Genomic DNA, 20,711 nt, shown 5'->3' with positions numbered 1-20,711 from the left:
CTTCGATCAGCCCGCGGACTGGTCCCGCGACTTCGCGCGCGACCGCTCGCGGGCGCGCTCGGTGGCGTTCAGGTGCACCTTACGCACCCGCACGACCTCGGGGGTGACCTCGACGCACTCGTCGGCGGCGCAGAATTCCATCGCGGCCTCGAGCTCGAGCTTGATGGGCTTGGCGAGGGTCTCCATCACGTCGGCGGAGGACTGACGCATGTTGGTCAGCTTCTTCTCCTTGGTGACGTTGATGTCGAGGTCCTCGGCACGCGGGTTGATGCCCACGACCATGCCCTCGTAGGTGTCGGCGCCCGGCTCGACGAAGAACGTGCCGCGGTCCGCGAGCTGGATCATCGCGAACGGGGTCACGCTGCCCTGGCGGTCGGAGACGAGCGAGCCGGTGTGGCGGGCGCGGATCTCGCCGGCCCACGGCGCGTACTCGTGGAAGACGGCGTTGGCGATGCCGGTGCCGCGGGTCTCGGTGAGGAAGTCGGTGCGGAAGCCGATGAGGCCGCGCGAGGGGACGACGAACTCCATACGGACCCAGCCGGTGCCCTGGTTCGCCATGGTCTCCATGCGTCCGCGACGGTTCGCCAGCAGCTGGGTGACCGAGCCGAGGTACTCCTCGGGAACGTCGATGGTGAGGTGCTCGTAGGGCTCGTGCACCTTGCCGTCGATCTTCTGGGTGACCACCTGGGGCTTGCCGACGGTGAGCTCGAAGCCCTCGCGGCGCATCTGCTCGACGAGGATGGCCAGCGCCAGCTCGCCACGGCCCTGCACCTCCCACTGGTCGGGCTTGCCGATGTCGAGCACCTTGAGCGAGACGTTGCCGATCAGCTCGGAGTCCAGGCGCGACTTGACCATGCGGGCGGTGAGCTTGTGGCCGGAGACCTTGCCGACCAGCGGGCTGGTGTTGGTGCCGATGGTGACCGAGATGGCCGGCTGGTCGACGGTGATGCGGGGCAGCGCGACGGGGTTGTCCAGGTCGGCGAGGGTGTCGCCGATCATGATCTCCGGGAAGCCCGCGACGGCGACGATGTCGCCCGCGACGGCCTCCTCGGCCGGCTTGCGCTCGACGCCGTCGGTGGCGAGCAGCTCGGTGACCTTGGCGTTGGTGATGACGGGCTCGCCGTCGACCTCGCGCATCCAGGCGACGGTCTGGCCCTTGCGCAGGGTGCCGTTGTGGATGCGGACCAGCGCGAGGCGGCCGAGGAAGGCCGAGGCGTCGAGGTTGGTCACGTGCGCCTGCAGCGGCGCGGCGGCGTCGCCCTTGGGGGCGGGGATGTGATCGTGCAGGATCTGGAACAGCTCGTCGAGGTTCTCGGCGGCCGGGACCTCGCCGTTGGCGGGGGCGGTGGTCGACGCCTTGCCCTCACGGCCCGAGGCGTAGATGACGGGCAGGCCCAGCGCGAGCTCGGCGGCCTCCGCGGCCTCGTCGGACAGGTCGGAGGCGAGGTCGAGCAGCAGATCCTGCGCCTCGGTGACGACCTCCTCGATGCGGGCGTCGGGGCGGTCGGTCTTGTTCACCACGAGGATCACGGGCAGCGAGGCGGCGAGCGCCTTGCGCAGCACGAAGCGGGTCTGCGGCAGCGGGCCCTCGGAGGCGTCGACGAGCAGGACGACACCGTCGACCATGGACAGACCGCGCTCGACCTCGCCACCGAAGTCGGCGTGGCCGGGGGTGTCGATCACGTTGATGACGGTGGTGGTGCCATCGGCGTTGACACGGTGCACGGCCGTGTTCTTCGCCAGGATGGTGATGCCCTTCTCCTTCTCCAGGTCACCGGAGTCCATCACGCGGTCGACCAGCTCGGCGCGCTCACCGAACGCGCCGGACTGCCGCAGCATGGCGTCGACCAGGGTGGTCTTCCCGTGGTCGACGTGCGCGACGATGGCGACGTTGCGGAAGCTGGGCTGGGTCACGAAGTTCTCCTGTGCTGGCGTCCGCGCGCGCATGAGGTTCGTCGAACGGCTCACGCGGACACGGGGAAGGGGGCGTGAGGACACGCCTGGTCGACTCCAGGTTACGGGCAAACCCGGTTCTGCCCCGAATCGGACGTCTCCGGTGTGACGATTGACAATCGCTGATTAGGTTGCGCTAACCTATTGAGGTGAGTAAGACCAAGGCGCACGAGCTCGTGGGCAGCAAGCCCAAGAAGAAGTGCTGCCGCAAGAAGACGCGGTGCATGAAGTGCCCCGTCGTGATCCACCGGCTCAATCGCCTCGCGGCCGACGGCGCCTCCAAGAAGGAACTGAAGAAGTCGCTCAAGGCAGTGCGCGACAACCCGCACCGCACCCGCGTGGCTTAGCGAACAGACCCGGTCACGACGTCGAGGCGGTGGCGCCCCACCAGATGTTGACGTCGCCGTCGACCGCGAACTCGTCGATCGCGGCCAATTCGTCGGCGGTGAACTCCAGGTTCGCGGCGGCGCCGACGCTGTCCTCCAGCTGCGCGACGCTCGAGGCCCCGATCAGTGCCGAGGTCACCGCCGGTGAGCGGAGCACCCAGGCGATGGCCATCTGCGCCAGGCTCTGTCCGCGATCGGCGGCGATGCCCGCCAGTCCGCGCACCCTGGCCAGGTTCTCCTCCGACAGCATCCGCCCGGACAGGCTCTTGCCGGCCGCGGCGCGGGAGTCCTCGGGCACCCCGTCGAGGTAGCGGCCGGTGAGCAGCCCCTGCGCCAGCGGCGAGAAGGCGATCACCCCCATCCCCTCGGCGGCGGTGGTCTCCAGCAGGGACGGCCCCGACGTCCCCGTCGTGGTCTCCTCGCCGCGCTCGACCCAGCGGTTGAGCATCGAGTAGGAGGGTTGATGGATCAGCAGTGGCGTGCCGAGTTCGCGCATGATCTCCTGCGCTCTCGCGGTGAGATCGGCACTGTAGGAGGAGATTCCGACGTACAGGGCCTTGCCGGAGGTGACTGCGCTGTGCAGCGCGCCCATCGTCTCCTCGAGCGGCGTCTCGGGATCGGGACGGTGACTGTAGAAGATGTCGACGTGATCGAGGCCCATCCGCTCGAGCGAGCGGTCCAGCGAGGAGAGTAGGTACTTGCGCGAGCCGCCGAAGCCGTACGGACCGGGCTGCATCACCCAACCGGCCTTGGAGGAGATGACCAACTGCTCACGGTAGGGACGGAAGTCCTCGGCGAAGATCGTGCCGAAATTGCGCTCGGCGCTGCCGGGCGGCGGCCCGTAGTTGTTCGCGAGATCGAAGTGGGTCACGCCCAGATCGAAGGCCCGGCGCAGGATGTCGCGCTGGGTCTGCAACGGCTTATCGTCGCCGAAGTTGTGCCAGAGCCCCAGCGAGAGCGCCGGGAGCTTGAGTCCCGACTCCCCCACCCGGCGGTACGGGACCCCGTCGTCATAGCGGTTCTCACGCGCGGCGTACGGATCGAATGCACCCATGTCCCCCATCATGCCCGGCTGCCGGGTCCCCGGGCCTACGATCGGCAGCATGACGGACGAGGCGGTCGACGACTCCCAGGACGAGAGCCTCTTGACGGTGCTCATCGCCTTCGGCGCGAACGTGCTGATCGCGGTGGCGAAATCGGTGGTGGCGGCGATCACCGGATCGGCGGCGATGCTGGCCGAGGCCGCGCACTCGTGGGCCGACACCGGGAACGAGGTTTTCCTGCTCATCGGCGCCAAACGCGCAGGCAAGCCGGCCGACGAGAGCCATCCCTTCGGGTACGGGCGCTCCGGCTACGTGTGGTCGATGTTCGCGGCCTTCGGCCTGTTCAGCGTGGGCGCGGCTGTGTCGGTGTGGCACGGGATCACCGCGCTCGGCGATCCCGAGGAGGTGACGAACTACGGCTGGAACTACGCCGTGCTGGGCATCTCGTTCGTCCTCGAGGGCATCTCCTTCCTGCAGGCCCTGCGCCAGATGAAGTCCGGCGCGCAGGAGCGGCATCTATCACCGCTGCGGTACGTGCGGATCACCTCGAATCCGGTGCTGCGCTCCGTCTTCGCCGAGGACCTCAGTGCGCTGATCGGCATCGTCATCGCGACCGTCGCGATCGCGCTGCACCAGATCACGGGCGACCCGGTGTGGGACGCCATCGGCTCGATCGCCGTCGGGATCCTGCTCGGTTTCGTCGCGGTGTTTCTGATCCGCCGGAACATGGACTTCCTCACCGGCGAGGAGGCCACGCCGCTGGCGCGCAACCGCATGCTCGAGGAGTTGTACGCGCACCCCGATATCAAGCAGGTGAGCTTCCTGCACATGGAGTGGGTCGGGGCCGACCGCCTGTTCCTCGTCGCCGCCGTCGACCTCGAGGGCGACCTGCCGGAGTCCCAGGTCGCCACGCGCCTGGCGACGATCGCCGATGACATGCACCGCATCCCGCGCATCCAGCGCGCGGTCTTCACCCTCACCCGCCCCGGCGATACGACGCGGCTCGCCCTCGAACCGCTCCCCGACTGGTACCTCCCCGAGGACGGCGCCGCGCCGTCCCGGTGACCCGCCGACGCGCTAAGCCAGGCGGGCCGCCAGCCGCGAGGCGTTCATGTGCGCGATGGCCTCGATGGAGATCATCGGGTTCACCCCGCTGGGCGTGGGGAAGCACGAGGCGTCCGCGACGATGAGGTTGGGCACCTCCCAGGTGGCTCCGTCCGGGTCCGTCGCCGAGGTCTCGCGGCTGCCGCCCATCGCGGCCGACCCCATGATGTGCAGCGCGATCATCTGGCACCGCGCCGGCGCGTAGCCCTCCCGCTGCGCGGCGGCCGCGAATCCGTCGAGCGATCCGGGGAGGTCCGCGCTGACCCGGTTCTGGTGGGAGCTGCGCACGGATCGGGCCCCGGCGGCGGCCATGATCTCGGCCGCGCCCACCACGCCGCGCTGCATGTGGGCGGCGTCGTGCTCGTTGAGCCGGTACCGCACGACGGGCTCACCGTCGCGCCCGACGGTGACCCGCCCGCTCCCGGTGTCGCGGACAATGACTCCCACCTGCACGGTGTGCCGCATCGCCCGCATGTCGGCGGCGTGCTGCGCCGCGGAGTGCCAGGGCTGGAACAAGGTGATCGCGCCGGGACTCACCGGCCCGGTCTCGTAGATCACGCCGTAGCCCTCGCCGTCGAGATCGGCGTGCTCGGTGGAATACCGGGTCTGCAGGCCCCCCTCCCAGGGGCGCACGTCCTCCTCGAAGACGCCCGCGACGGCGGTCACGGGGTGCAGCCGCAGGTTCTCGCCGATCCGCTTGTTGCGCAGGCCCGAACGACGCAGCAGGGGCGGGGTCTGCAGCGAGCCCGCGGCCACCACGACCGCCTTCGCGGCGACGGTGACGGGCGCACCGTCGGGCCCGATCGCCTCGACTCCGGTGGCGCGGCCCCGCTCGACGATCACGCGCCGCACCTCGACGCCGACGGCGATCCGCGCACCGTCGGCGGCGGCGTCGTGCAGCCAGGTCTTGGCGGTGGACTGCTTGGCGCCGATCCGGCAGCCGTACCCGCAGCGGCCGCACTCGACGCCCTGGTCGCAGCCGAGCACGTTGCGGGGCATCGCCTCGCAGTGCCAGCCGAGGGCCGTCAGGCCGCGTTCGAGGAGCGCGTCGCGCGAGGACACGGTGCCATGGTCGGTGTTGACGCCGAGCCTGCGCTGCACGGCGTCGAGCGAGCGGGTGAACTCGCCGGCCGCGAACTGGCGGGCGCCGTGCGCGGCCCATTCGGCGCGGACGTGCTCGGGCGTGGCGAAGGAGGTGGACCAGTTGACCACCGTGCCGCCGCCGAGTGTGCCGCCGGCCATGAAGGAGGAGAACTGCCCCTCCGCGGAGATCGCCGGGGCACCGGCGTAGAGGGTGGTCAGCGACTCCAGCTCGCCCGCACCGAAATCGCGGTCGTCGTGGTAGCCGCCGCGCTCGAGGACGAGCACGTCGAGCCCGGCCGCCGCGAGGACCGCTGCGGCGGTCCCGCCGCCCGCGCCGGAGCCCACCACCACGACGTCCGCGGTCAGTCGCGCACCGCCCGCGGGGATGGCGAGCGGCCGCAGCGGGCGCTCCGGTGCGTCGGGCAGCGGGCCGGGCGCCTCGGGGTAGCCGATCGTCGCGCGGGCACCGGTCGCATCGGGCGCGATGTAGTAGGCGCCGATGATCAGCGAGCGCAGCCCTTGGAAGACGGCGCGAACCGGCGCGAGGGAGTGCGTGCCCCAGCCGAGCAGGGCCTGCTCGCGCCGCGCGTGCGGGAGCGCGGAGAAATGCCGCGGCCCGATCCTGTTGACGAGCCCGAAACCACGGGTGTCCCAGACGTCGAGGAACGCCTTGAGCTCGCGCAGCTCCCGCGGCAGCATCTTGTGCGCGGCCGTGCGGGAGACGGAGGCGAGGAAGTCGATCTCCCGGGCGCCGGGGATGCCGTCGCCGCCGGGGATGAGGGTGTCGGCGATCGACAGCAGGGCACGGGCCTGGCGCGGGGTGAAGACGTCGTTCGTCACGGCATCATCCGATCACGGCGATGCGGCGCGGGTTGAGCGCGACGCGCACGATCTCGCCGTCGGCGGGCGGGGTGTCGCCGAGCGCGTCCACGAGCAGCTCGCCGTCCTCGGTGTCGACGGCGGCGGTGATCCGGACCCCGTCGGCCGTGGGGACCGAGCCGATCACCCGGGCTTCGACGCCGTGTGCCTGGATCGCGACCGAGCCGGGCCGCAGCCCCAGTTGGAACCGGCCGTCGGGGCAGTCGACGAGGACCCGCCCCAGCGCGGACGTCGCCTGCAGATTCGTCACTTGCGCGTCCAGCAGCACGGAGTAGCCGAGGAAGCGGGCGACGTCGGCCGTGCGCGGCCGCCGCCACAGCCGCGCAGGCCGGTCGACCTGGGCGAGTTCGCCGGCGTCGAGCACGGCGACGGTGCCGGCCAACGCGACCGCCTCGTCGTGATCGTGGGTGACGATCAGCGCCGGGGTGCCCGTCTCGCGCAGGATCCGCCGCAGGTCCGCGGTGAGGCGGTCGCGGAGCTGGCGGTCGAGGGCCGAGAGCGGCTCGTCGAGCAGCAGCAGCCGGGGCTTCGGCGCGAGCGCCCGGGCGAGCGCGACGCGCTGCTGCTGTCCGCCGGAGAGCTCCCCGACGGGCCGCGCTCCCATTCCCGGCAGCCCCACCAGCTCGAGCAGTTCCTCGACGCGGGCGTCGGCCTCGGCGCGCGGCCAGTGGTGGCGCTGCAGGCCGTACCGGATGTTGCCGGCCACGTCGCGGTGTCCGAAGAGCTGGCCGTCCTGGAAGACCATGCCGAAGCCGCGGCGGTGCGTGGGCACCTGCGCGAGGTCCTCGCCGTCCCACAGCACCCGCCCTTCGGCGAGGGGCTCGAGCCCGGCGACGGCCCGCAGGAGCGTGGACTTGCCGCAGCCCGAGGGGCCGAGCAGCGCGGTCACCGCGGTGCTCTCGTCCCCGGCCGTCTCTCCCCCCGCGGTCTCGCCGACGGTGAGCGAGACGTCCCGCACGGCGGTCCGGTCGCCGTAGCGCACCGAGACCCGGTCGATGGTCAGCACCGAATCCACCCTCCCCTGTCGTGACGATCGCGCATCAGAACTCGGCCTTCCCCGCGTCGTCGCGGCGCAGCGCCTCGACGACGCCGATCACCAGCACCGTCGCGACGATGAGCAGCACCGAGCAGGACGCGGCCAGCGCCGCACTGTCCCAGCCCGGGCGGCCGGCGATCCGGCCGATCAGCACGGGCAGCGTCATCTGCTCGGGGCGCACGAGGAAGCTCGCCGCTCCGAACTCGCCCAGCGTGACGACGTACGCGAAGCCCGCGGCGACGGCCACCGAGCGGCTGATCACCGGTAGGTCGACCGAGGCGAAGACCCTCACTGGCGAGGCGCCGAGCACCGCCGCGGCCTGCCGCTGCCGCGGATCGACCGCCGCGAGCGCGGGCACCAGCACCCGCACCACCAGCGGCAGGGCGACGAGCGCCTGCACGAAGGGCAGCACGGCGGGCGACTCGCGCACCGCGGGCAGCGACTGCAGGGCGAGCAGGTAGCCGAAGCCCAGCGTCACCGCGCTCACGCCCAGCGGCAGCATCACCACGGCGTCGGCGAACCGGCTCAGCAGGCCTCGGGAGCGGGCGATCGCGACCGCGGCGAGGCCGCCGACGAGCAGCGCGATCACCCCGGCCTGCGCGGCCGTGACGAGCGACATCACCAGCGCCTTCGCGGGGACCACGCCGCCGAAGTCGGCGGTGAGCCGCCGGTAGGCGTCGAGGCTCAGCGCCCCCGAGGCGTGCGGGTGCAGCGAGCGCACCACCAGCGCCCCGAGCGGGAAGAGCAGCAGCACCACGCTCACCGGGACGCCCAGCAGGACGGCGAGCCGGGCGCGGCCGCGGGGGCGGGCGGGCTCCGTGCGCGCGGCGCTCGAGGGCCGGGACACCCGCACGCGCAGCGCGCCGCTCAGCGCGACGGCGAACACCACGACGGCGATCTGGACCAGGGCCAGAAGGGCCGCGGTGCGCAGGTCGAAGGCGCCGACGACCTCCTGGTAGACGGCGGTCTCCAGGGTGCGCAGGCGGCTGCCGCCGACCACGAGGACGATGCCGAAGCTGGTGGCGCAGAACAGGAAGACGACCGACGCCGCCGAGGCGATCGCGGGTAGCAGGGCCGGCCCGGTCGCGGTGAGGAAGGCCCGCACCGGACCGGCGCCCAAAGTGCGCGCCGCCTGCTCGGCCCGGGGATCGATCGCGGACCAGACTCCGCCGACGATCCGCGCCACCACCGAGACGTTGAAGTAGGCGTGCGCCAGCAGCACGGCCCACACCGTCTCCGACAGGCCGAGGAAGCCGAGGCTGCCCTCCGGCGCGAAAAGGGTGCGGAAGGCCACGCCCACCACGACGGTCGGCAGCACGAACGGCACCGTCGCCACCACGCGCAGCAGCCACTGCCCGCGGAAGCGGACCCGGGCGGTCAGCCACGCCAGCGGGAGCCCGAGCACCACGGTGAGCAGCGTCGACGCCGCGGCCTGCCAGAGCGTGAACCGGACCAGCCCGAGGCCGCCCGCGCCGGTGAACCCCTGCCACAGGCCGACACCGTCGGAGGAGAGGCCCCGCGCGATGATCGCGGCGACGGGCCAGAGGAAGAAGACCGCGACGAACAGCAGCGGCGCGGCCAGCAGCGCGAGCCGCCCGCTCGACGATGACGTCACGGCGCCCCGCAACGACAGGGGTTTCACCGCCCCATCGCTTGGCGCCACTGGCGCACCCAGCCGTCGCGCTCGTCGGCGAGGCGATCGGCGGGCAGGGTGGCGGACTTCGGCGGGACGGGCGCGTACTTCGCCCAGGCCTCCGGCAGCGGGACGCCGCGGGTGACGGGGTAGACGTACATCGCGTCGGGGATCGCGGCCTGCGCCGCCGGCGAGAGCAGGAAGTCGATCAGTTTGCGCGCGCCGTCGGGGTTCTTGGTGCCGCGCAGGACGCCCGCGTACTCGACCTGCCGGAAGCAGGTGTCGAGCAGCGCCTTGGTCGGCGGCGCGGCGCCGTCCTCGCCGACCTCGGCGGCGGGCGAGCTGGCGTAGGAGACGACGATCGGCTTCGGGCCCTTGCCCGACGAGCCGGAGAAGTCGGTCTTGTACGCCGTCGACCAGTCCGGCGCGACGACCACGTCATTGGCGCGCAGCGAGCGCCAGTAGTCCTGCCAGCCCTCGCCGAGGGTCGCCACGGTGCCGGCCAGGAAGGCCATCCCCGGCGAGGCCGTCTCCGGGTTCTCCACGATGGTCAGGCCGCGGTACTCGGGCTTAGCCAGGTCCTGGTAGGTGACCGGCTCCGGCAGGTTCTTGTCGCGGAAGTACCGGGTGTCGATGTTGATGCAGACGTCGCCGAAGTCGACAGCGGCGAGCTGCGGCATGCCCGCGAGGGCGTACTCCTGCGCGCCGTTGGCCGCGGCGGGCGAGACGTACTCGTCGAAGACGCCGGCCCGTACGGGCCGCGCGGCGTAGGTGTTGTCCACGCCGAAGGCGACGTCGCCGGGCGGGTTGCCCGGGGTCAGCGAGAGCTTGGTGGCGAGCTCGCCGCCGTCGCCGAGCTCGACGGTCTTGACCGCGAGGCCGGTCTGCTTCGTGAAGTCGGCGAGGACCTGTTCGGGCAGGTGGAAGCTGGAGTGGGTCACCAGGGTCACGGCCCCCGTCGCCGACGGTGCGCCGCTCTCCGCCGACGGTGCCGTGCTCGTCGCGCAGGCGCTGGTCGCGAGGGCCGCCGCCGTCAGGATCGCGAGGCCGATCCGGCCGAGGTTGCTCATTCGCTCAGACTAGTGCGTCGAGCCGCCGCCGCTGCGCCAGGATCAGGGCGACGAGGACCGCTACCGCGAGCACCCCGGGCGCCATGAGCAACGCCCAGACGACGCCGTCCTCGATGCCGATCGCCTCGAGTCCCTTGCGCAGGAAGTGCACGCCGATGTACCCGAACACCGCGATGACGAGAGCAGCCCTGGTGGCCCACGAGGTGAACGCGGCGCCGGGACCCTCGAAGCCCTCCCCGCCGCGCGGGCCGAGGGGGCCGTGCACCACCCAGATCAGCAGGGGCACGATCCACACGAAGTGATGGATCCACGAGATCGGCGAGGCCAGGAGTCCGAGGAACTGCACCAGGACCAGCGCGATGAGCGCGTCACCGCGGCGCACCACCCACCAGGCGGCGAACAGGAGGACCGCCGCCACCAGCACCGCGATGATCCACGCCGGCCCGGTGCCCACATCGTGCCCGGCGAAGCGGGAGATCGCGCCCCGCAGCGCCTGGTTGTCGGGCTTGGCGGGGTCGCCGATGGGCCCGGTGTCGCCGAGCAGCACGGTGAAGTAGCGGCGCGTCTCCGACGGCAGGATCAGGTAGCTGATCCCCACCGTGGCGGCGAAGGTCACACCGGAGAAGACGGCCGCCCACACGCGACCGCGCGCGAGCAGGAACAGCCCGCCCACCGCGGGCGTGAGCTTGATCCCGGCGGCGAGGCCTACGAGGAAGCCGGAGGCACCGTCGACCTTCTCCGGGCGCAGCGCGAGCGACGGCGACGGCGCGGTCCGGGCGATGAGGTACGCCGCCCACACGCCGAAGGTCATGAGGACCACGTTGATCTGGCCGTAGTCGAGGTTGGTGCGCACGGGGTCGATCCACAGTGCGGCGGCGGTCCACACCAGGGGCAGCTCGCGCGGCACGTCGCCCAGGCGCGACGGTGCGCCGCGCCCTGCGGCCAGGATGGCCAGGCACATGCGGATGACCAGGAACAACAGGCCCGCCGTGAGCGCCACCCAGCCGACCGCAACGACCGGGAACGGGAGGAATTTCAGCGGGTAGAAGAACAGGGCCGCGAAGGGCGGATACGTGAACGGCAGCGGCTGCTGGGGCGTGTAGTCGCGCAGCGCGAAGTCGTACAGACCGCCGTCGGCGGTCACCCGCTGCGCCGCCTCGTAGTAGACGCGCAGGTCGACGAAGTTGAAGTTGTGCTGCCCGGCGAGGATCCAGACGATCCGGGCGCCGATGGCAACGAGGAAGAGGGGAAGCGCGACGCGCCGGAGGCCGCTCGCGGGACCGCCGTCGGCCGACGTGCTGCGGTCCTTGGTCACGGGTGGACACCTTAGCGATGGTCACACTCATTGCGCGAACCGCCGCGCGTCTGGACCATGGATCGAGTGACTACTGCACAGACGAGCGCACCCGATCACTCCGCTCTGCGTTCGGCGGTGTCCGGGGCACGCGCGATCGTCGACGTGGGCGTGGTCGTGGCGGTCCTCGTCGCCACCAATCTGGTGGCGCATTTCACCGGCAGTTGGGCAGCCCTGCTGGCCGTGCCGGTGTCCGCGGTCCTGCTGATCGGCATCGCCCGGCACCGCGGCCTGGACTGGCACGAGCTGGGCCTCGGCCGCGAGCATTGGCGTTCCGGTGCGAAGTACGCGGCCGCCGCGGTGTTCGTCGTGGCGACGGTGATCGTGGTCGGCGCGCTCCTGCCCGTCACCCGCGGCCTGTTCCTCAACGACCGCTACGCCACCTTCTCGACCGCGATCATCGCCTCGATGGTGATCATCCCGCTGCAGACCGTGATTCCCGAGGAGCTCGCCTTCCGCGGCGCCCTGCACGGCACCCTGTCGCGCGCGATGCACTTCCGCTGGGTCGTGGTCACCGGCTCGCTGCTCTTCGGCTTCTGGCACATCGCCTCGTCGCTGGGCCTGACCAGCGGCAACGCGGGCCTGACCAAGATCCTCGGCGCCGGCCCCCTGGCCCAGTTCGCCGGCATCGCGGGCGCCGTGATCGCCACCGCCTTCGCGGGCTGGGTGTTCACCTGGCTCCGCTCCCGCAGCGGCTCCCTCATCGCCCCCATCGCCCTGCACTGGTGCCTCAACGGCGCGGGCGCGCTGGCCGCCGCCTTCGCCTGGCAGCTCCTGCGCTGAGTTCGGGCGGGCCATCGCGCGCGGCCCGCGACTCGCTTCGCTCGTGGCGCTCGCTTCGCTCGTGGCGCTCCCTAGCGGGGCGGCAACCTCCCTAGGTCCATGGACATGGGGAATGCACGACACGCCGTGGCTGAGCATGTCCCTCTAGGGAGGGAGGGCCGACGGGGCCGGCAGCAGTTCGCGCCCCGTCTCACCCGGGGAACCGCGGGATCGACGCGATCACGCCGGTGTTGTACATCTGGCTCGTCAGGATCAAGTAGAACCGGCGCCGGTCGAGCAGGTCCTCCCATTTCCAATGACAGACGGTGATGCCTATCGTCGCGAAGTCCGCGTCCCGTCGCTGCTCGTAGGCCCGACGGTCCGCGTCGGAGCGGTATTTGCTCTCCCCGTCGAACTCGCCGACGAGTCGGCCCCAGCAGAAGTCGACGTGGTAGGTCCTGCCCCGGATCCGGAACGTCCGCTGCAACTCCGGCGCCGGCAGCTTCCACTGGATCATCCGTGCTCGCGACCACGATTCCCCCACCGATTCGCTGCACTCCACGGAGTCGGCGAGCGCGCGCATCACCATCTCGCTGCCGGTCCGCCTTCCGAGCGCCGTCACGATCCGCGCCAACTCCCGCAGTGGCACCGAAGGGCGATCCGTCGCCCCCGGCACTCGGGGAACCAGTCGCGCACCGTCGAGAAGCACGAGGGCCTGCTCGTAGGTCCCGGCCATCGCACCGTCGACCGCGGTCCGAGCGAGTGAGGTGACCCGGATCCCGTCCAGCAGGACGACGTCCTCGGGCGGCAGCGGCCTGGGATGCACGTGCCGCTTCCCGCTGACCAGACCGCCTTTGTGCCTGTCGTCGATCGTGGTGTGCACGCGCGCGTAGTCCGGACCGAGCACGGGCAGGCCCCACAGCACCGCCGCACTCTGGTGACTGATCACTCCCCATCCGCCGACGGTGCCGGCCGCCCGCACCATCCGCTCGTACTCGACCCACGCCTCCCCGACCGACGCATCGGTGTAGACGGTGGGCCACAGCATCCGCAGCTTCTTGCCGCGGATCGCCTGCCGGATCCCGTTGCGCGTCCATCCCTGCGCGAGCAGCAGATCGCGCGTCATCAACTCCCCCATGATGTCGATCGTGCCGCTCGCCCCTGCTCCGCCCCGCTCTCAGAGCCTCCCGATCCGCACTTTCCTCCACAGAAACGTGGTTATCCACAGGCCACCGACACGTTCCCGTGGCCGACTAGCCTCGCTGCGCTCGTGGCGCTCCCTAGCGGGGCGGCAACGTCCCTAGGTCCATGGACATGGGGAATGCACGACACGCCATGGCGCAGCACGCCCCGCTAGGGAGCGCCATCTTCGGCAGCGACGTCCCCCTAGGGAGCGCGAGCGGGCGGGCGGGAGGGAAAGCCGTCCGCCCGCTCGAATCAGGTCGACGGTGCCGGTTCGCGCGGCTCGCGCGCGGCGGGCGCGACCACGACGGTGACCGCGACGGCGACGAGCACCAGGATCAGCGCGTTGAGCAGCGTGACGTACTCGCCCAGCGCGCCGATGATCGGCGGGCCGGCGAGGAAGGAGAGGTAGCCGATCGTGGAGACCACCGACACCCGCGCCGCCGCCATGCGCGGCTCGTCGGCCGCGGCGGACATGCCCACCGGGAAGCCGAGCGAGGCGCCGAGACCCCACAGCGCGACGCCCACGTAGGCGGCCCAGGTCGGGCCGAAGATCACCAGCGCCAGGCCGGCGAACGCGAGCGCGCCGCAGGCCCGCAGCGTCCGCACTCGGCCGTAGGCGTCCAGGACGCGGGTGCCCGCGAGCCGGCCGACGGTCATGAAGGTCACGAAGACCGCGAAGGTCAGCGTGCCGACCGTCTTCGACGTGCCGTGATCGTCGACCATGGCCAGCGCCAGCCAGTCGTTGGCGCTGCCCTCGGTGAGCGCCATTCCGAGCACCATCAGGCCGATGAGCAGGGTGCGGGGCTCGCGCCACACCGCGAGCCGCTCGCGGCGGGAGACGGGGGCGTGATCGTCGGCGTCGTGCGCCTGGAACGGCACGTGGCGCAGGGCGAACCAGCCCGCGACCAACAGCACGCCGTTCACCACGATCAGGTGCGGCAGCAGCGGCACGTGCGCGGCCTGGGCGGCGGCCGCGGTGAGCGCACCCGCGACGGTGCCCAGCGAGAAGGCTGCGTGGAAGGCCGGCATCACGGTGCGCCCCAGCGCCCGCTCGTTCTCGGCACCGGAGAGGTTCATGCACACGTCGGTGATGCCGTGCGAGAGGCCCACGAACACCAGCGGAAGCAGCGTCAGAGCGTAGATCCCCGACTGCGCGCCGGCGGCGGCCGCAATCATGGTGACGCCCAGTGCGGGCAGCGTCACGGCCATCACCCGGCGCGCGCCGAACCGCGCGGCCAGCGTGCCCGAGCCGACGAGACCGACGACGGAGCCGACCGCCAGACCGAAGGTGAGCAGGCTGACCTGCAGTGTGGTGGCGCCGAGGTCGTCGCGCACCTGCGGCAGCCGACCGAGGTAGCTCGCGAAGGTGAGGCCGCTGAGCGCGAAGATCACCGCGACGGCGTTGCGCCAGGCGAGGACCGAGGCCCCTGCCGCGTCCGCCCTCTGCTCCCGGAAGTCCACGCTCACCGATCAACCCTTCGAAACGTTTCGATTGCTGTTGCTAGGCTAGGTCCCCATGACACGCGGGTCAAACCGGATAACGCTGGTGCACGTCGCCGAGGCGGCGGGCGTCTCGCTGTCCACGGCCTCGCACGCCTTCGGCGTCGACAAGCCGATCAGCGACGCCACGCGCGCCCGCGTCCTCGCCGCGGCCGAGGAGCTCGGCTACGAGGGCCCCGACCCGCGGGCCCGCTCGCTGCGCAGCGGCCGCACGGACATCATCGGCGTCCAGGTCGACGACGAGGCCGGGCGCGCCTTCCGCGATCCGGTCATCATCGGCATCCTCGACGGAGTGTCGGCCGCCCTCGCCGCCAGCCCCACCTCGGTCCTGCTCATCCCCGACTCGGTCCCCGAGGAGCGCCTGCGCACGCTCCCCGTCGACGGGGTGGTCGCCGCGGGCTGTTCGCCGACGCTGCCCGAGCTGCGCGCCGCGATGACGCGGCGCTCCATCCCCGTGGTCACTGCGGGCAACCAGGTCGACGCCATCGGCAGCGTCGGCGTCGAGAACCACGCCGCCACCGAGCAGCTCACCGACCACCTCCGGGCGCTCGGTCACCGCACCGCCGGCATCGTCCGGCTCCGGCACGGCGACGTGGAGCGGGCGCGCACGGAGGCCGCGCTCGCGGCGTACCCGGGGTCACCGGTCGCGATCAGCACCGACAGCACCATCGACGAGGGCTTCCGCGCCGCGCAGGAATTGCTGCGGCACAGCAGCCGTCCCACCGCGATCGTCGCCCAGTCCGACCTCCTCGCCGTCGGCGCGATCCGGGCCGCGGAGGCGCAGGGGCTGCGCGTCCCCGAGGACCTCTCGGTCGTGGGCTTCGACGGCGTCCGCATCGACGGCTTCGACCGCGCCCTCACCACGATTCGGCAGCCGATCGTGGAGATGGGCCGCCTCGCGGCGCAGGCGGTGCTCGCCGCGCACGACGGTGCGCCCCTGCCCACCCGGGCGATGGACGTCGAGCTCGTCCTCGGCGACACCACCGGGCCCGCGCCTCAGCGCACCTGACCCACCTCTTCGAGCGCAGCCGCGAGCAGGCTCGCGTACTCGTCGACGTCCGGCACGGCCGTGCGGCTGCTGGTGACGGACACCGTGACCGCACTGCCGAGGCCGTGCACGCCGTGCGTGAGCCCCATGGCGGGCGAGAGCGCCGGAAATCCCGCGGTGAAAACGGATCTCCCGCCGAGCAGCTCCAGGTCCGCCGGTCCGCGATGCACGCTGGAGAGCACGGTCGCACCCGCCATCAGCTCGGGGACGACGGCGGGGTCGAAGGAGCGTACCCCGAGCGCCGCCAGGACCGACGGTGCCGCGTCCTCCGCCGCGCCCACGGTGCGCCACAACGGGCTCGCGGCGCGGCGGCGCGCCGCGGCGAGCGCGGCGGCGATGAGGGCGGGGCGCTCCGCGGCGGGCAGCCCCGGGTACAGCGGCACCGAGACGTTGCCGAAGGCGTTGCGCTCGCCGGCCCGCCGCTCGCGCGCGACCATCACCTCCGCCGACAGCTGCGGCGGCACCGCCGCTCCGCGGGCCGCGAGATAGCGCTCGACCGCGAGCGCGACCGCGGCGAGCGCCGACACCGTCACGGTGTGCTCCCCGCGCAGGGATGCGCCGTCGCGCACCAGCATCCGCACGTCGCGGCTCTCGTCGGGGGCGGCGTTGAGTGCGGTGGGCGGGCAGCCGGGCACCGGTTCGGGGAGTGTTCCGTCGGCCGTGCGCCGGTCGATCGCGACGCGCGCCCGTGGGGCCCGCGCGCCGAGGGCGACCGTGCGAGCCAGCGCGACGGGCAGCCCGAGCAGTCCCCGGGCCGCGCGCACCGGGCCGGGCGCCGGCCGCACGACGGGGATCACTCCCCCGTTCCCGGCGAACAGTTCCCGGGCGATCTCGGCGGAGCGTCGACCATCGGCGAGGGCGTGCGAGAGCTGCAGCACCACCACGGTGGCCGGGCCGGTGCACCGCGGCGCCCCGTGCACGTGCGGGAAGACGTGCAGCCGCCACGGCGAGACCGTGGCGTCGACCTGCCGGGCGAAGAGGCGGGCCAGCGCGGCGGGCATCGCGTCCCAGGTGCGGGCGATGCCCTCGCGGACGTCGACGACCGCGTTCGGAGCCCACGCGGGATGCTCGAGATCGACCGGGGCGGGCGCGATCCGCAGTCGCAGGTCCATGATCGACGGTGCGCGCGCCAGCACCACGTCCGCGACCTCCGCGGCCGACGGCGCCGGTCCGGCGCCGTGATCGAAGCAGTAGAGCAGGAACTGGTCGCTCGGCAGCACGCGCGACGCCCAGAACGTGCGGGCATCGCGCGGCGCGAGCAACCCGCCCGTCACGGCAGCCGGTCCCGCCGGTAGACCAGTGCCGCCGCACCGACGAGCGGCGCATCGCCGCCCAGGCCCGCGGGCACCACCCGGGCGGCCGCCACGTACGGCAGCGGATGCGCGGCGACGGTCGTCTGCACCTGATCGACGAAATCGTCGGCGACGCGGGTGAAGCCGCCACCGAGCACCACCACGGAGACGGGGACCAGGGCGACGGCGCTGCCGATGCCCTGCCCGACCGCGTCGGCGCACCGCCGCACCGCGGTCACCGCGACGGCGTCTCCGGCGCGATAGGCGGCCCCCAGCTCCTCACCGGTCTCCCCCGTGAAGCCCTGGCTGCGCGCCCACTCCACGGTGTGCGGACCGGACGCGACGGACTCGAGCATCGTGGTGCGGCCGAGGGATTCGCTGCCGGTGTATCCCGACACCTCGATCTGCCCGATGTGCCCGGCGTTGCCGACCAGCGCGCGCCCACCCACGACGAAGCCGCCGCCGATGCCGGTGGAGACCACCATGCCGAGGGCGTCGTCGTGGCCGCGCGCGGCACCGAGCCAGTGCTCGCCGAGGACGATCGCGACGCCGTCCCGGCGGAACTCCACGTCCAGCCCGCCGGCGGCGTCCGCCACCAGATCCCGCAACGGGAATCCGTGCAGCGCTTCGAGGTTGATCGGGGAGGTGGTGCCCGCCGTCTCATCGACGGGGCCGGCGGCAGCGAGCCCCACGCCGAGCACGCGGCCGTCCGCGACGGCGAGGGCGTCCCGCACGACACCGGCGATCGCGACCTCCAGTTCGGCGGTGGTCGCGTCGGGCCCGGTCGGGGCGCGGTGCCGCGAGGCCTCGACGACCGTGCCGTCCGGCTGCACCAGCGCCGCGGCCACCTTGGTGCCGCCGAGGTCGACCGCGAGCACCGTCATCGCGCGTACCGCACGAGGCCGAGTTCCGCGGGCCCGGAGAGCAGGCGGTGCTGCGGGAGTACGCGCACCGCGTAGCCGAAGCGCCCCACCTGGGCGGGCAGTACCGCCCGGTAGCGCTCGCCGTCGAAGTGCAGACGAACGGGTCGGCCGCTCACGATCTCCCCGGCCTCGCCGACGCCGCCGATCACGGCCTCCACCCGCACGTCGCCGTCCTCGAGCGCACCGAGCTCGATCTCGGCGGTGAGGTCGACGCCCTCGGGCACCACCGCGGCGCTCGATCGGCCGACGCTCACGTCCGGCCACCCGGCGCGCACGCGGTCGATGTACTGCACCAGCTCCGCGACGGCGGGCCGGGTCGCGCGGGCCGATCGCGCGGCGGGACGGTAGTAGCCGGCGGCGTACTCGCGGACCATGCGCTCCGCGGAGACCTCGGGTGCGGTCGACGAGAGGGTGTGCCGCACCTTCGCGAGCCAGCGCGCGGGTGGATCGCCGCCGTCGCGCCGGTCGTAGAACGCCGGCACCACCTCGTGCTCGAGCAGGTCGTAGAGGGCGTCGGCCTCGATGTCGTCGCGCCGGCCCGGGTCCACGCCGACGGCCGAGGGAATGGCCCAGCCGTTGTTGCCGTCGTAGAGCTCGTCCCACCAACCGTCGAGCACCGAGAGGTTCAGACCGCCGTTCATCGCGCTCTTCATCCCGGAGGTGCCACAGGCCTCCAGCGGCCGCAGCGGGTTGTTCAGCCACACGTCGCACCCGTGGTAGAGATAGCCGGCCATGCCGATGGAGTAGTTGGGCAGGAAGGCGATCCGGTGTCGGAGGGTGCGGTCGTCGGTGAAGTGCAGCAGCTGCTGCAGCAGGCGCTTGCCCTCGTCGTCGGCGGGGTGGCTCTTGCCGGCGATCACCACCTGTACGGGGCGCTCGTCGTCGAGCAGGAGCGCACGCAGCCGCTCGGGATCGCGGAGCATCAGCGTCAGCCGCTTGTACGTGGAGACGCGGCGCGCGAAGCCGATGGTGAGCACCTCGGGGTCGAACATCCGGTCCGTCCACCCGAGTTCGGCGTCGACGGCGCCCCGTTCGATCCAGGCGGCCCGGGTGCGCGTGCGCACCTCGTCGACGAGGCGGTGCCGCAGCGTGGTCCGCAGGCGCCACAGTGCGTCGTCGGGCATCGACAGCGGATCGGTCGCGCGCTCGGCGACGACTCGATCGGCCCACGTGCCGTGGTGGACGCCGTTGGTGACCGAGCCGATCGGCACCTCGGCGGGCTCGAAGCCCGGCCACAGCCCGGCGAACATCTCGCGGCTCACGGCGCCGTGCAGCCGCGAGACGCCGTTCGCGCGCTGCGCGAGCCGGAAACCCATGTGGGCCATGTTGAAGACGCCGGGGTCGGCCTCCGCACCGAGGGCGATGATCTCGTCGAGCGGCACCGTCGGCAGCAGCGAACACATCTGGCTTCCGTCGCCGAAGTAGCGACGCACGAGATCCACCGGGAAGCGGTCGATCCCGGCGGGCACCGGCGTGTGGGTGGTGAAGACGGTGGCGGTGCGCGCCAGTGTCCGCGCCTGCGGGTAGGTCAGTTCGTCGGTGGCCATCAACTCCCGGATCCGCTCCAGGCCGAGGAATCCCGCATGGCCCTCGTTGGCGTGGAAGACCTCGAAGCCGGGATGCCCCGTGAGGTCGCAGAAGGCGCGGGCCGCCCGCACGCCGCCGATGCCGAGCAGGATCTCCTGGCGCAGGCGGTGTTCGGCGTCGCCGCCGTACAGCCGGTCGGTGACGGCGCGGAGATCGGGATCGTTGTTCTCGATGTCGGTGTCCAGCAGGAGCAGCGGGATGCGGCCGACGTCGGCGCGCCACACGGCGGCGCTGAGCACGCGGTTCTCGAGCGGCACCGAGACCACCAGCTGCTGCCCGGTCGAGAGGGTCACCGGACGCAGCGGCAGGCGGCCCGGGTCCAGCTCGGGGTACTGCTCGAGCTGCCAACCGTCGGCGGAGAGCGACTGCTGGAAGTACCCGTGCCGGTAGAGCAGGCCGAGGGCGATCAGCGGCAGCCCCAGATCGGAGGCGGCCTTGAGATGATCGCCGGCCAGCACGCCCAGTCCGCCGGAGTAGTTCGGCAGCGTCTGGCTGACGCCGAACTCCATGGAGAAGTAGGCGATCCCCTTGGCGCCGTCGCGCAGCTCGTCCGCCCAGGCCGGGCGGGTGCGGTAGTCGTTCAGGTCGGCGTGCACGGCGCGGACCAGCGCGACGAACTCCCCGTCGGCGCCGAGGGTGTCGACCCGTGCCTGGTCCGCGCCGCGCAGTGCGGCGAGCGGATCGCGGGTGGCCGCCCAGACGTCGGGCGCGACGGTGGCGAAGACGTCCTGCGTGGGCCCGTGCCAGACCCAGCGCAGGTTGAGCGCGAGTTCGGCGAGCGGCGCGAGCGAGTCGGGGTAGACGGGCTCGACGGTGAAGGTTCCTTCTGCGTGCACGCCTACCGACCCTATTGGTTGCCCGCGCCGCCCGCGA

16 protein-coding genes are annotated in these 20,711 nt (G+C 72.4%); 4 read left to right on the top strand and 12 right to left on the bottom strand.

The genetic code is table 11. The annotated features are described in order from the left end of the window. Positions 1–6: 6 nt before the first annotated feature. Complete coding sequence (gene typA / locus BLQ62_RS07095) at positions 7–1,914, bottom strand: translational GTPase TypA (protein ID WP_170842901.1); 1,908 nt, start codon at positions 1,912–1,914, stop codon at positions 7–9. Between the two features lie 188 nt (positions 1,915–2,102). Here typA and BLQ62_RS07090 point away from each other — a divergent pair, with 188 nt between their 5' ends. Next, on the top strand, positions 2,103–2,300 hold the full coding sequence (locus BLQ62_RS07090) for a hypothetical protein (protein ID WP_068532528.1): 198 nt from the start codon (positions 2,103–2,105) through the stop codon (positions 2,298–2,300). 13 nt (positions 2,301–2,313) lie between these two features. Here the strand turns inward: BLQ62_RS07090 and mgrA are convergent, their stop codons facing one another. Further along, the gene (mgrA, locus tag BLQ62_RS07085) at positions 2,314–3,393 is read right to left on the bottom strand and encodes an L-glyceraldehyde 3-phosphate reductase (protein WP_068567334.1); all 1,080 of its coding nucleotides are present in this window, start codon (positions 3,391–3,393) and stop codon (positions 2,314–2,316) included. A 49-nt stretch (positions 3,394–3,442) separates the two neighbouring features. On the opposite strand from mgrA, the gene BLQ62_RS07080 reads away from it, so the two are divergent. Continuing rightward, positions 3,443–4,447, top strand: coding sequence for a cation diffusion facilitator family transporter (locus BLQ62_RS07080; RefSeq protein ID WP_068566510.1), 1,005 nt, complete (start codon positions 3,443–3,445; stop codon positions 4,445–4,447). Positions 4,448–4,459: 12 nt separating this feature from the next. On the opposite strand, the gene BLQ62_RS07075 is transcribed toward BLQ62_RS07080, so the two are convergent. From BLQ62_RS07075 to BLQ62_RS07055, 5 genes are read right to left on the bottom strand one after another with little or no spacing between them, the layout of a single operon-like run. Further along, on the bottom strand, positions 4,460–6,409 hold the full coding sequence (locus BLQ62_RS07075; RefSeq protein WP_068566512.1) for a GMC family oxidoreductase N-terminal domain-containing protein: 1,950 nt from the start codon (positions 6,407–6,409) through the stop codon (positions 4,460–4,462). A 4-nt stretch (positions 6,410–6,413) separates the two neighbouring features. Further along, on the bottom strand, positions 6,414–7,454 hold the full coding sequence (locus tag BLQ62_RS07070; RefSeq protein WP_068533666.1) for an ABC transporter ATP-binding protein: 1,041 nt from the start codon (positions 7,452–7,454) through the stop codon (positions 6,414–6,416). Positions 7,455–7,488: 34 nt separating this feature from the next. Continuing rightward, positions 7,489–9,099, bottom strand: a complete 1,611-nt coding sequence (locus BLQ62_RS07065) for an ABC transporter permease (RefSeq protein ID WP_082756603.1) — start codon at positions 9,097–9,099, stop codon at positions 7,489–7,491. Between the two features lie 23 nt (positions 9,100–9,122). Next, entirely contained in the window at positions 9,123–10,187 is a 1,065-nt protein-coding gene (locus tag BLQ62_RS07060) for a thiamine ABC transporter substrate-binding protein (RefSeq protein WP_068566516.1), read from the bottom strand. Between the two features lie 4 nt (positions 10,188–10,191). Further along, on the bottom strand, positions 10,192–11,502 hold the full coding sequence (locus tag BLQ62_RS07055) for a glycosyltransferase 87 family protein (RefSeq protein ID WP_068566517.1): 1,311 nt from the start codon (positions 11,500–11,502) through the stop codon (positions 10,192–10,194). Positions 11,503–11,559: 57 nt separating this feature from the next. Between BLQ62_RS07055 and BLQ62_RS07050 the strand changes: the two genes are divergently transcribed. Continuing rightward, positions 11,560–12,324, top strand: a complete 765-nt coding sequence (locus BLQ62_RS07050) for a CPBP family intramembrane glutamic endopeptidase (RefSeq protein WP_082756604.1) — start codon at positions 11,560–11,562, stop codon at positions 12,322–12,324. A 190-nt stretch (positions 12,325–12,514) separates the two neighbouring features. On the opposite strand, the gene BLQ62_RS07045 is transcribed toward BLQ62_RS07050, so the two are convergent. Next, positions 12,515–13,441, bottom strand: a complete 927-nt coding sequence (locus tag BLQ62_RS07045) for a PDDEXK family nuclease (RefSeq protein WP_139184171.1) — start codon at positions 13,439–13,441, stop codon at positions 12,515–12,517. A gap of 299 nt (positions 13,442–13,740) precedes the next feature. Further along, a complete protein-coding gene (locus BLQ62_RS07040; RefSeq protein ID WP_068566521.1) occupies positions 13,741–14,955 on the bottom strand; it encodes an MFS transporter in 1,215 nt (404 codons plus the stop codon). Between the two features lie 49 nt (positions 14,956–15,004). Between BLQ62_RS07040 and BLQ62_RS07035 the strand changes: the two genes are divergently transcribed. Continuing rightward, positions 15,005–15,997 carry a LacI family DNA-binding transcriptional regulator gene (locus BLQ62_RS07035; RefSeq protein WP_082756606.1) on the top strand — a complete coding sequence of 331 codons (993 nt, stop codon included), beginning with the start codon at positions 15,005–15,007 and terminating at the stop codon, positions 15,995–15,997. On the opposite strand, the gene BLQ62_RS07030 is transcribed toward BLQ62_RS07035, so the two are convergent. The 3 genes from BLQ62_RS07030 to glgP are packed head-to-tail and all read right to left on the bottom strand — an operon-like array spanning position 15,985 to position 20,674. Beyond that, a complete protein-coding gene (locus BLQ62_RS07030; RefSeq protein ID WP_068566525.1) occupies positions 15,985–17,310 on the bottom strand; it encodes a WS/DGAT/MGAT family O-acyltransferase in 1,326 nt (441 codons plus the stop codon). The genes BLQ62_RS07035 and BLQ62_RS07030 overlap by 13 nt on opposite strands. Beyond that, a complete protein-coding gene (locus tag BLQ62_RS07025) occupies positions 17,307–18,212 on the bottom strand; it encodes an ROK family protein (RefSeq protein WP_068566526.1) in 906 nt (301 codons plus the stop codon). The genes BLQ62_RS07030 and BLQ62_RS07025 overlap by 4 nt, the downstream gene beginning before the upstream one ends. Next, entirely contained in the window at positions 18,209–20,674 is a 2,466-nt protein-coding gene (glgP, locus tag BLQ62_RS07020; RefSeq protein ID WP_068566527.1) for an alpha-glucan family phosphorylase, read from the bottom strand. Before glgP ends, BLQ62_RS07025 begins: the two co-directional genes overlap by 4 nt. Positions 20,675–20,711 lie beyond the last annotated feature (37 nt).

Source organism: Tsukamurella pulmonis, from assembly GCF_900103175.1.
Lineage (GTDB): Bacteria > Actinomycetota > Actinomycetes > Mycobacteriales > Mycobacteriaceae > Tsukamurella > Tsukamurella pulmonis.
This window is presented reverse-complemented; position numbering and strand designations above follow the sequence as displayed.

Coding starts and splice junctions, on each gene's coding strand:
- mgrA (WP_068567334.1), bottom strand. CDS start 3,393: ATGGGTGCATTCGATCCGTACGCCGCGCGTGAGAACCGCTATGACGAC.
- BLQ62_RS07080 (WP_068566510.1), top strand. CDS start 3,443: ATGACGGACGAGGCGGTCGACGACTCCCAGGACGAGAGCCTCTTGACG.
- BLQ62_RS07060 (WP_068566516.1), bottom strand. CDS start 10,187: ATGAGCAACCTCGGCCGGATCGGCCTCGCGATCCTGACGGCGGCGGCC.
- BLQ62_RS07050 (WP_082756604.1), top strand. CDS start 11,560: ATGGATCGAGTGACTACTGCACAGACGAGCGCACCCGATCACTCCGCT.
- BLQ62_RS07045 (WP_139184171.1), bottom strand. CDS start 13,441: ATGGGGGAGTTGATGACGCGCGATCTGCTGCTCGCGCAGGGATGGACG.
- BLQ62_RS07035 (WP_082756606.1), top strand. CDS start 15,005: ATGACACGCGGGTCAAACCGGATAACGCTGGTGCACGTCGCCGAGGCG.
- BLQ62_RS07025 (WP_068566526.1), bottom strand. CDS start 18,212: ATGACGGTGCTCGCGGTCGACCTCGGCGGCACCAAGGTGGCCGCGGCG.